Source organism: Maribacter polysiphoniae (assembly GCF_003148665.1).
GTDB classification, from domain to species: domain Bacteria; phylum Bacteroidota; class Bacteroidia; order Flavobacteriales; family Flavobacteriaceae; genus Maribacter_A; species Maribacter_A polysiphoniae.
Window position 1 is genome coordinate 519398 of sequence record NZ_QGGQ01000001.1, and the last position, 12256, is coordinate 531653.

The window sequence follows — 12256 nt, forward strand, 5'->3', positions numbered from 1 at the left end:
AAGAAAATATGGTAAAGAAGAATATAAGATTAGAGGTAATGCAGGCAATTGAGCCTAAAGTGGGGGAGTTTATGGACTCATTTTTAATTCCCATCGATGATATTTGGCAACCATCTGATTTTCTTCCGGACCCTAAAAGTGATAGTTTTTTGAATGATATTGAGCAATTGCGTGAAGAATCCAAGGAATTGGGATACGACTTTTGGGTAACCATGGTAGCCGACACCATTACGGAGGAGGCCTTACCTACCTATGAGGCATGGTTGATGGATGTTGAGGGGGTAAACCAACATGATGGAAAAGAAAATGGTTGGTCTAAATGGGTGCGCGCGTGGACCGCAGAAGAAAATCGCCATGGTGACGTCCTGAACAAGTATTTGTATCTGTCTGGGCGCGTTAATATGCGTGAAGTGGAAATTACCACACAGCATTTGATTGCCGATGGTTTCGATATCGGTACCGATAGGGATCCCTATAAGAATTTTGTCTATACCTCATTTCAGGAATTGGCGACGAACATATCGCATAAACGGGTCGGACAAATGGCTAAAAAGAAGGGTAATGCCCTTTTGGGTAAGATGTGTACCATTATTGCGGGGGACGAAATGCGTCATCATTTGGCGTATCGTGAGTTTGTAAAACATATTTTCGGGGAAGATCCCTCAGGAATGATGTTGGCTTTTGCCGATATGATGAAGAAAAAAATTGTTATGCCCGCACATTTTTTGCGTGAATCCGGAGGGAGTATAGGTACCGCCTTTGAGAATTTCTCCAATTGTGCACAACGCCTAGGGGTTTATACGGCACAGGATTATATTGATATTCTTAGCAAATTGAATTCGTATTGGCAATTGGACGCTGTTAGGAATCTTAATGACGAGGCTGAAAAGGCCCGTGATTATTTGATGAAATTACCAAATAGATTACAGCGTATTTCGGAAAGGATGTCATTTCCTGAGGATCAATACCATTTTAAATGGGTTGAGGCCAACGGAACATTATAGCATAAAAAAAGCCCTGATAATTGTATCAGGGCTTTTTGTTGAATTACAGTTTATAGTTTTCCATGGTCGTGTTCATCTTGCCACTTGGCGAGTTCCTTCCATTTACCTTCGTAACACATTCTAGCTTGCATGGGCCATGAGGCGGGATCGTGAACCTTATAGCGGTCACCGCCACCATTAAGGATTTTTTGACAATCCGAAACTGCGGTCTCAGAAAGGGCTTTCCATGTTTTGATGCCCGCATCATTGAACATTCCGGATATTTTTGGGCCTATGCCTTCGACAACTTTTAAATCATCTTTCTTAATGACTTTCCCCATGGCGGCTTTAGCGGCAGCCGCATCAAAAGGAATTTCCTTTTCTTTTGCGGGTTCAGAGGTTAAAGAGGCAGCGGCTACAGCCCCACCAGCTGCGGCCATTGCGGCCCCGGCCGATAATTTCCCTTTACAGGCATCCAAATCTGCTTTAAGTTTCACATTTTTGTCCTGCAATAGTTTCAAATCCTGGGAATTGTCTATCGTCTTGGTATTGCCCTTTCCAATAAGGTATCCGAAATAGGCACATAGTAAGCCCACCAATAGTGGAATTAACCAGCACCAAATATTCATCGTTGAAAAATCCATTTTTTTATATTTTAGGTTAGTGATTTAATTTAAAGTAATTACTGTTCGTCTGTTCTGTGCTTTTCCTTCTTCGGTTGCATTGCTGACCAATGGTTCATCCGGGCCTTTTGAAGTGGCGTTTATTTTACTTTCGGAAATTCCGTTGCGCATCATATAGGCTTTAGCGAAATCAGCCCTTTCTTGACCTAATGCGATGTTGGTTGCCCTCTGACCGGTATTGTCTGTATGGCCCACCACATTTGCCGTAGCACCTTCTACCTTATCTAGATAGGTAGAGATATCGGCGAATTTTTGACGCTGTTCCGATGAGAGGTTTATGGAAGCCTCGGCAGTATTGAACTTAAGTGTTAATGGGTTGCTATTGATACGGTTGTATAACGCTTTCAATTTGTCATCGGCATCTTCGGGCCTTTCAGTCAGATTGTATCCTAACGGTCCCAAATAGATATTTCCCTTAGGAACAAGTTCGTTCTTTAAGGTGCCATAGATGTTTATTAACCGGGAAGGAATGCCCTTGGAGACAAAATAATTCTTTACCGCATTGGCACGTGCCAATCCTAAATTGGGGAAGGCAGAGTCATTTTCCTCATCGCTTTTATAATATCCGGTGACATCCACCACCTTATTCGAATTTTCGGTCAGGAAGGAGTTCAAACGGCCTATACCGTCTTCAATATCTTGGGTGACCGGCAAAAGGATGGTCGAGGAAGATGGATTGAAGTTAAAGTTGTTGTTTGCACTGTACGCAAATTCATCTTCGCTAAAAGCAAACGGATAGGACGTGGCCTCATCGGCTACCGGGGCCATTACTTCTTTGTCGGGTTCTTTTTTGGACGACATCCCACATTCACTGCAACAGGTAATGTAAAAATACGTCCCCGCCAGAATAGTAATGATTATCCCGAGTAGGTTTGTAGTTTTTTTTGTCATTGTTTATAATGATTTAGTGTTTAGTTTACAATGTATTAAAAAAATCTTAAAATTTTTTATAAAGCGGACACTAAATCCTCAAAATCAACAAGGTAGAATCGGGTTTTCCTGACCATGCCTATTGCATCCATGCGGATGTTCCGATCATAGGTGGCTATAATTTACAAGTTGTGCCAATATATCAGGATTAAACCCCACTCCTTCCGGCAAAGTTCCGGCATCGCGATAGGGGTCCGATTTATACAAGGAATGCCAAAAAAAGGGTCAAACATGACATCCATACAAAAGTCCCAACCACTTGTACATAAAAACTTGATTTCCAGTAATTGAACTGGTATATTTAATTATTCAGTAATGTTAGAACACATCATTATGAAAGCAAGAATAAAAAACATTATCACCTTTTGTTGTATGGTAGTTGTCCTTGGTACCCAGGCTTTGCTTGAAGGTAGTTGGAAAGTGGAGCCGCATAAAAGCAACAACTTGGAGTCCTGAGCTATAAGGTGATGATCGGAACAGTGTAACTTTTATTTATTTCTTTATAATTTGGGTTAGTTAGTTTAGTTGGTTATTAAAACCCGCTGACGATTTTGGGACGGTCTCACCTATGGCAAGACGGATTCTTTGAACGGTCAGCGGGTTTTTTATGTACTATAAATCAAATTTAATCCCTTGGGCCAAAGGTAGTTCGGTGGTGTAATTTATGGTATTGGTTTGTCTCCGCATGTATACTTTCCATGCATCGGAACCCGATTCACGTCCTCCACCAGTTTCTTTTTCGCCCCCAAAGGCGCCTCCGATTTCAGCTCCTGAAGTGCCAATATTCACATTAGCGATACCACAGTCGCTACCCGCACAGGACAGGAAATTTTCCGCTTCACGCAAATTATTGGTCATTATGGCTGAAGATAAACCTTGAACCACCCCGTTTTGTATTTCTATGGCATTATTGACATCCCCTGAATATTTAAGCAGATACAAGACGGGGGCAAAAGTTTCATGCTGTACTATTTCGAAATCATTATTAGCCTCGGCAATGGCTGGTTTTACATAGCATCCACTTTCATAGCCCGCTCCTTCTAAAACCCCTCCCTCAACAATTAATTTACCACCCTCTTCCACAACCTTGGTTAAGGCACTTTGATAATTGGCAACAGCATCGGTATCGATTAAAGGTCCTACGTGATTCTTTTCATCCAAGGGGTTTCCAATCCGTAATTGGCTGTAAGCTTTCACGAGTGCTTCTTTCACGGTCTCGTACATCGATTCATGTATGATCAATCTACGTGTTGAGGTACACCGTTGTCCTGCAGTACCCACAGCCCCAAAGACAGCACCGATTACGGTCATTTTGATGTCGGCGTCAGGAGTTACGATAATGGCATTGTTTCCACCAAGCTCAAGTAATGATTTACCTAATCGGGCTGCTACCGCTTGCGCTACGATCTTACCCATTCTTATGGATCCCGTTGCAGAGATCAAGGGTATACGCGGATCTTGGGTCATCATTTCCCCAACTTTATAATCACCGTTGATCAGGCATGAGATACCTTCGGGAAGCCCATTGGCTTTAAGTACCGAAGCTGCTATATGTTGACATGCAATACCGCATAATGGTGTTTTTTCTGAAGGCTTCCAGATACATACGTCGCCACATACCCAAGCCAAGGCAGTATTCCAGGCCCATACGGCAACCGGAAAATTGAAGGCTGAGATTATACCGACCACCCCTAAAGGATGGTACTGCTCATACATACGGTGGCCGGGACGTTCGGAGTGCATGGTCAACCCGTGGAGTTGCCTTGACAGTCCGACTGCAAAATCACAGATATCGATCATTTCCTGAACCTCACCTAAACCCTCTTGGTAGCTTTTTCCCATTTCATAGGAAACCAATTTACCTAGGGGTTCTTTAAGTTCACGTAGCTTGTTGCCAAATTGCCTAACAACCTCACCCCGTTGGGGGGCAGGCATTTTTCGCCAAGGCTTAAATGCTTGGGTGGCGGTAACCATGGCTTGCTCATAGTCGGTTTTTGTGGTGCTTTTTACTTTTCCGATAAGCGCGCCGTCTACCGGTGAATAAGAGGCAATTGCCTCACCGGATCCAAAATTGTTTGAGCCCGTAGAGGTACCTAGATTGATATCCTGGATGCCCAATTTTTTAAGGGCATCGTTGATGCCGAATTCCATTGCTATTTTTGACATAATATAACTTTTTAACCACGAATTGTTAAATATATGACAAAGCTACGAATAATCATGAGGTTTGTCATTGGGCAGGTTTTTAATATAAAGGGCTTACGGAAACTATTTGACCAAGAGCAGGATTATTGTTATAATCGCAGGTGCTGCCTGGAAAAGGAATATTTTCTTATCCGCTGTCATTGCCCCGTAAATACCGGCAACCGCTACGCAACCTAAAAAGAATAGGGCAATATTTGATTTCCATACGGGATCTGTGATAAAAAAGGTCCATAGGAGTCCAGCTGCCAGAAAGCCATTATATAACCCTTGATTGGCTGCTAGGGGTTTTGTAGGCTCGAATAGTTCCGGCGGAAAATTCTTAAAGATCCGCTTACCCCGTGTTGTCCAGGCAAACATTTCGAACCAAAGGAAATAGAGGTGCAATATAGCGACCAGTCCTACAAGAATGTCTATGGCTGTTCCCATGGTTTAATCCTCTGAAGTAAAACGTTCATCAACGGGCATTACCGTACCACAATTATCACAGGTGCGTAATTCCTTGGAGCCGTAAAAGTGTTTAAAGTGTGCCAAAAAATCCTTTTCTATATCGTTCAAGGTAAAGTATGCCTCGTATAATTTGTGGTTGCAATTGTCACAGAACCATAGTAAGCCATCATCAACGTCCATATTGGCCCTTTTACGTTCAATGACCAATCCTATCGACCCTTCATGCCGAACAGGGGAATGTGGTACTTTCGCTGGGTGTAGATACATGTCGCCCGGTCCAAGCTTCATGGTTTTTTTTTGTCCATTTTCTTGAATATGGACTTCTATATTGCCTTCCAATTGGAAGAAAAGTTCTTCGGTTTCATTATAATGGTAATCTTTACGGGCATTTGGTCCGGCAACGATCATTACAATATAATCACCTGATTCCTTATACAGATTCTTATTCCCTATGGGTGGTTTTAGTAAATCCCGATTTTGTTCGATCCACTTTAATAGATTAAAAGGGGGTGAAATAGCCATAATTGAAATTTGAATATTAATAACTTGCCCGTTGGTTTTCGCACCAAACTTATACAAGCCAGTAATTCAAATGTAAGAAAAGAAAATCGGACTTTAGGCTATCTTTTACCGATAGAAGAGCTGCGTAAAGTATAAATGGCCATCATTATCTTTTTTAACGCTAACTGCTGTATGTGTAAAATTACCTTCCATGGTTTTTTTATGTTCAGCACTGGCCAACCATTTTTCGAATGCCTCATACGCCGAAGCATAGTCCTTGGCAACATTTTCGGCAACCATTTCGGCATTGACCTCGGAAGAGATGCTTGAGGCCCTAGAACTAAAACCATCGTGGCTAAGACTACCGGTGGCTATCATGTGATCGTTGTGTTTGTTGGCGTACTCATAGGCAATGGCACTGAATTCCATAGACGAATAGCCCATGGACAGCCTGTGGCCATTAACGATATCCAAAAGGTCATTCTCTACTTCAATGGCATTCTTTGCCTCGATAATATCTGTATCATCCAATGATTCTTGTGAACAAGAATTTAGAATTAAAACAGATATAATGAGGAATGCTTGTGACAATCTCATTTTCATACAATGTTCTAAATTGTAAGTAGGTGTGTTCTTTTATAAGTAGGTGGAGAATTGGGGTCTCGTGTTCTAAAGTTGAATGGGGTGTCTCAACTGCTGTAATGATAGAAAATTTTGTGGTAACAACCTACTAGAAGATGTTTTTTTTCGATGAACTGCAACCTACTTTTTGGGATATGTTATCGATTGAGCCTATTTTTTATCAATTTGTAATCAAATAGGATCCGTATGGGAAGGAATCTTCACTCTTTTTCATGAATGGTGTTTTAAGCTCTAATTTTATTCTTTTGGGATTGGATTTTGTAAAATCCCTATTACTTTTATGGTAAATATCCATTTTATGAAATTTGCCCATTTAGTACGTTTGGCACTTCTTTCAATGCTACTTGTTGGATGTACCTCTAAAAAGGAATCTTCCATTGAACAATTCGATGATCTTAGTAAATACCAATCTTATATATCCGAGGTAACCCATGGTATTATTTCCGCGAAAAGTGATGTTCGCGTGGTGTTGAACCAAGCTGTTGGATCTTGGGAAAATGGTGATGGATTGGACAATAGTCTCCTTATGGTAAACCCCAAGGTGAAAGGAAAGGTGGTGGCCTTGAACAATAGGACAATAGCTTTTGTTCCCGAAGAAGGTTTTGATCAGGATACGGATTACACATTTACCTTGGCGTTGAAGGATATTATAGGCGAAGTGCCAAAAGAACTGAAGACCATGGTTTTCGGCGTAAAAACACAAAAGCAACAATTTAATGTTTACACGGAGCCATTGCAGTCCTATTCCAAAGACTTTCAGTACATAACCGGTCATGTGCGAAGTTCTGATATCATGCCTTTACAGGAATTGAAAGAGCTCATATCGGTAAGGCAAAACGGGAAGGATATAAAGCTCAAATTTGAAGGTGCAGTTGCGGAAGGCACGCAGTTCTTTTTTAAGATCGACAGCATACAGCGATTTGAAGAGGACTCATCGCTGGAAGTTGTCTGGGACGGAACAAAAAAAAATATCGAAAGCTCGGGCAAGAATACCATAAAGATTCCTGGTAAGAACAACTTTACGGTTTTGGAAGCCTTGGTACAAACCGGAGAAGATCAATTGGTTTTGGTCAATTTTTCCGACCCCATAAAAAAAGGTCAAAATTTAAAGGGCTTGGTGGTTTTGGAAGGAGCCTCCAATCCAAGGTTGGTCGTAGATGGCAATGTTTTAAGGGTCTATCCCAACCAAGAAATAAAAGGAACGGCATTACTAGAGGTTTTTGACGGGATCCAAAGTGCCGATGGGTATAAGCTCATGTCCAAATTTGAGGAGCGCGTGGCCTTTGAACAGATTAAACCCGAAATACGGTTGTTGGGCAATGGAACAATTTTACCATCATCGAACAACCTAAAGATAAATTTCGAAACGGTAAATCTTAAAGCTGTTGACATATCTGTTTTGAAGATCTACGAAAACAATGTCCTTCAATTCCTTCAGGGGAATTCCATTGACGGCACTAATAACTTGCGATCGGTAGCCCGTCCCATTGTCAGAAAGAAAATCAATCTACAAACCCATTTATCAAATACCAATGACAAATGGACGGCACATGCGTTGGATCTTAAAACTTTGATAACACCCGATCCAGGTGCGATTTATAGGGTAGAGTTCAATATTAAACCCTCATACAGTTCTTATGAATGCAGCACTACCAATTTCGGTTCTGATTCGGAAACAGTCGAGGATTTTGATGAGGCAGAGGAAGATAGTTCCTGGGATGGTATAGAAACCTATTATGAGGATTACTATTATAACTATGATTGGAACGAGCGGGACAATCCATGCCATACGTCCTATTACTACAATAAAAATGTCGGCATCAATGTTTTGGCCAGTGATCTTGGTGTTACGGTAAAAAAGGGAGTGAATAACAGTTATTTTGTGGCTGTCAATGATATTTTAAACACCAACCCTGTTCCCGGGGCAAAGGTTACCTTCTATAATTTTCAACAACAGCCCTTGGGTAATGTCGTTACCGATGCTGATGGTACATCTATTTTCGATGCCGAAAAGCTGGCTTATTTTGCCATTATTGAGAAAAATGGACAGAAAACCTATGTTAAACTCAACGATGGAAATTCCCTGTCGGTGAGTAAATTCAACGTAGCGGGGGTACAACTGCAGAAAGGCATTAAAGGTTTTATTTTTGGGGAACGTGGAGTATGGCGTCCAGGGGATCAAATCTTTCTTTCGTTTTTATTGAATGATAATGCGAATAAATTACCTGACAATCATCCGGTAAAACTTGAGTTATTGGACCCCTACAATAAAGTGGTCTTACGTGAGGTCCGAACTTCCGGCCTGAACAATTTTTATCATTTTACGATCAAGACCGATGAAAATGCACCGACGGGCAACTGGTTGGCAAAAGTGTCGGTTGGCGGGGCCACCTTTACGAAGTCTATTAAGATTGAGACCATTAAACCCAATAGGTTAAAGATAAAGACTACATTCAAGGAGGAGGTGCTCTCCAGTGCCAAACCAATTTCGGGCAATTTGGAAGTGAAGTGGCTCCATGGGGCTATTGCCAAGAATCTTAAAACAGATGTTACGGCTAAGTTCAATGCACAGAACACAAGTTTTAAATCCTTTCCAGGTTATGTTTTTGATGACCCAACAAGAACCTTTTCTTCGGAAGAACAACGTGTTTTTGATGGGAGATTGAATGCAGAGGGCAAGGTGGATTTCAGTATGAATGTCCAATTATCGAATAGGGCACCAGGAATGCTCAATGCCGCTTTTATAACAAAGGTGTATGAAAATGGTGGTGATTTCAGTACCGATGTATTTGTAAAACCGTATTCCCCATATGAAACCTACATTGGATTGAATACCCCCAAAGGGGATAAAAACAGGGGGATGTTACTGACAGATACCAAGCATCATTTTGAAGTGGTATCGGTTGATGAACAAGGAAATCCGAAAGCCGCAAAAAACCTTAAGGTGACCATCCATAAAATTAATTGGAGATGGTGGTGGGATACTTCTGCGGATAATCTTAGCAATTTTAGTAGTAGTAATTACCGTGAGAAGGTTTTTGATAAAACAATAAGCACTAATGCCAAAGGGATTGCCACCTTTGATTTTGAATTGAAATATCCCAATTGGGGTCGCTATTTAGTGCGTGTAGAGGATGTCAACGGAGGCCATGCAACCGGAAAGACGATTTATATCGACTGGCCAGGTTGGGCCGGAAAATCCAGGAAAAATGATCCTTCAGCGGCTACCATGTTGGTTTTTTCCGCGGATAAGGAAGTTTATAATGTAGGGGAAAAGGCCAAAGTGACTTTCCCTAGTTCCGAAGGGGGAAGAGCCCTGGTTACCATTGAAAATGGCAGTGAAGTCCTAGAGTCGCTCTGGGTTGAAACCACCAAGGGAGAGACACAATTCGAATTGCCCATAAAGGATCTTTATACGCCAAACGTATTTATCCATATTTCATTATTGCAACCGCATGCTTCAACCCTGAATGATTCCCCGCTTCGATTGTACGGCCTAATACCCCTTTCGATAGAGAATCCTACTACCAAATTAGAGCCTGTTATTGCAATGCCCGACGTGTTGCGACCAGAGGAGGGCATCACATTAAAAGTAAGTGAGGCGAACAAAAAAGCAATGACCTATAGTGTTGCCATCGTGGATGAAGGGTTATTGGACCTTACCCGTTTTAAAACCCCTAACCCATGGGATACATTTTATGCCCATGAAGCCCTAGGGGTAAAAACATGGGATGTCTATGATGATGTCATTGGCGCTTTCGGCGGTCGCATAGACCAAGTGTTTGCTATAGGGGGTGATAGTGAATTGGCGGGGGCCAAGAACAAAAAAGCAAACAGGTTTGAGCCTATGGTCGTTCATTTGGGGCCTTTTGAACTTAAAGAAGGTCAAACCAGGTCACATAAGATTAAAATTCCAAAATATGTAGGGTCGGTCCGAACCATGATCGTCGCAGGGGAAAATACCAATGGGGCTTATGGCAGTGTAGCGAAGACCACTCCGGTTCGAAAGCCATTGATGGTATTGGCTTCTTTGCCCCGAAAAATAACACAAGGTGAAAAAGTAACCCTTCCGATAACGGTTTTTGCGATGGAAAAAAAGGTGCGTAATGTTACCGTTTCCATCAAAGGGGATCAGGCGTTCACCATTGAGGGAGCGGCTTCCCAAACCATTTCGTTTGCCCAACCCGATGAGAAAATGGTCTATTTTAAGTTAAATGTGTCCGATTTTAAGGGGATAGGAAAAGTGAGGATAGAAGCTACGGGCAATGGGGAAAAGGCTTCATTTGAAATTCCGATCGATGTGGTCAATCCCAATCCGATGACCTCTACGGTACAGGATTTGGTACTTGATGCCCAAGGCAGTCAAACATTGGATCTTCAAACTTTTGGAATTGCAGGAAGCAATTCGGCCCAAGTAGAATTTTCGACCATACCACCGATGAATTTCAATGGGCGTATGAAATATTTGATTCGATATCCCCATGGTTGCGTAGAACAGACCACTTCGGCTGCTTTTCCCCAACTGTTCTTGTCGGATATCTTTGATCTGGATACCAATCGTAAAAGCCAAGTGCAAATGCACGTGGAAAGTGCCATTCAGCGATTGGGAGGCTATCAATTGCCTAATGGGGGATTCCCCTATTGGCCAGGACAGGGTAGGGTCAACGATTGGGGTACTTCCTTTGCCGGACATTTCTTGATCGAGGCGGAAAGTAAAGGCTATGTGCTGCCTATTGGGTTTAAATCGAGCTGGGTAAGTTACCAACAACAGATTGCGAAACAATGGAGAAGTGGTTCGGGGAATTCTGATTTGGCTCAGGCCTATCGTTTGTATACCCTTGCTTTATCCGGGAATCCCGATGTAGCTTCAATGAACCGTTTAAGGGAGACCCGTGGGCTTTCCAACGAATCAAAATACCGCCTAGCCGCTACCTATGCCTTAATCGGTCAAAAGCGGGTTGCGGAAGAGGTACTATCCGAAACCAATATGGATTTCACGAATGATGAATACGACTATTATACGTTTGGTTCCGAAAGTAGAAATAGGGCTATGGCTTTGGAAACATATGTATTGCTCAACGATAAATCCAAGGCAAGGGAATTGGCCAAAACCGTAGCCCAACGATTGGGGAAAAAACAATGGATGAGTACGCAAAGCACCGCTTATAGTCTATTGGCAATGGCTAAATTCGCTGGTATGGTAGGAGGCAAAGGCGTCAAGGCCAAATTAACGGTGAATGGTGCGATAACAGATGTGAATACGGCTAAGACCTTGGCAGAACATGAATTGAAAATCAAAGAAGGAAGCAATCGTATTGTGATATCAAATTTGGATCAGAACACTCTGTATGTTTCAATTGTGAATAATGGGAAACTACCGGTAGGTGAGGACCGGGAATTTCAGCGAAACCTTAAGGTTAGTTCGGTATTTAAAGGAAGGGATGGTTCGCGTATCGATATTTCGAGAATCATGCAGGGCACTGATTTTGTGGCTGAGGTTACCTTGACCAATACCACGGGAAATAAGATTGAAAATGTGGCTTTGACACAAATTTTCCCAAGTGGATGGGAAATTGTAAATACACGATTTACCGATTTTGGAGCGTTTGAACAAAACCAAGTAGACTATACCGATATACGGGACGATAGGGCTAATTTCTATTTTGATCTCAATAAGAATGAAACAAAAACCTTCAGGGTGTTATTGAATGCCTCTTATTTGGGAACCTATTATTTACCAGGGGTACAGGCAGAGGCCATGTATGACAATGATTATGCTGTAAGGACCAAGGGTAGATGGGTCGAGGTGGTACAATAATGAAGGAATGAATGTGCTCGGAATGGGGATGCCGTAAAGGGTCTAAA

Annotated in this window: 8 protein-coding genes; 2 read left to right on the forward strand and 6 right to left on the reverse strand. The window is 42.1% G+C overall.

Annotated features, from left to right (window positions below; all coding sequences use genetic code 11):
* Positions 1-8: 8 nt before the first annotated feature.
* Complete coding sequence (locus LX92_RS02175; protein WP_109648624.1) at positions 9-1004, forward strand: acyl-ACP desaturase; 996 nt, start codon at positions 9-11, stop codon at positions 1002-1004.
* A 50-nt stretch (positions 1005-1054) separates the two neighbouring features.
* On the opposite strand, the gene LX92_RS02180 is transcribed toward LX92_RS02175, so the two are convergent.
* The 6 genes from LX92_RS02180 to LX92_RS02205 all read right to left on the reverse strand — a co-directional run bounded on the left by LX92_RS02180 (position 1055) and on the right by LX92_RS02205 (position 6352).
* Positions 1055-1627: a hypothetical protein gene (locus LX92_RS02180; RefSeq protein ID WP_109648625.1), complete on the reverse strand. Its 573-nt coding sequence runs from the start codon at positions 1625-1627 to the stop codon at positions 1055-1057.
* A gap of 24 nt (positions 1628-1651) precedes the next feature.
* Entirely contained in the window at positions 1652-2557 is a 906-nt protein-coding gene (locus LX92_RS02185) for an OmpA family protein (RefSeq protein ID WP_109648626.1), read from the reverse strand.
* A 651-nt stretch (positions 2558-3208) separates the two neighbouring features.
* Positions 3209-4762 carry an L-piperidine-6-carboxylate dehydrogenase gene (amaB, locus tag LX92_RS02190; RefSeq protein ID WP_109648627.1) on the reverse strand — a complete coding sequence of 518 codons (1554 nt, stop codon included), beginning with the start codon at positions 4760-4762 and terminating at the stop codon, positions 3209-3211.
* Between the two features lie 102 nt (positions 4763-4864).
* Positions 4865-5227 carry a DUF1304 domain-containing protein gene (locus LX92_RS02195; protein WP_109648628.1) on the reverse strand — a complete coding sequence of 121 codons (363 nt, stop codon included), beginning with the start codon at positions 5225-5227 and terminating at the stop codon, positions 4865-4867.
* A gap of 3 nt (positions 5228-5230) precedes the next feature.
* Positions 5231-5770 carry a 3-hydroxyanthranilate 3,4-dioxygenase gene (locus LX92_RS02200; protein WP_109649042.1) on the reverse strand — a complete coding sequence of 180 codons (540 nt, stop codon included), beginning with the start codon at positions 5768-5770 and terminating at the stop codon, positions 5231-5233.
* Between the two features lie 105 nt (positions 5771-5875).
* The gene (locus LX92_RS02205; protein ID WP_109648629.1) at positions 5876-6352 is read right to left on the reverse strand and encodes a CAP domain-containing protein; all 477 of its coding nucleotides are present in this window, start codon (positions 6350-6352) and stop codon (positions 5876-5878) included.
* Between the two features lie 337 nt (positions 6353-6689).
* On the opposite strand from LX92_RS02205, the gene LX92_RS02210 reads away from it, so the two are divergent.
* Positions 6690-12209, forward strand: a complete 5520-nt coding sequence (locus LX92_RS02210) for an alpha-2-macroglobulin family protein (RefSeq protein WP_109648630.1) — start codon at positions 6690-6692, stop codon at positions 12207-12209.
* The last annotated feature ends 47 nt before the right edge of the window (positions 12210-12256 follow it).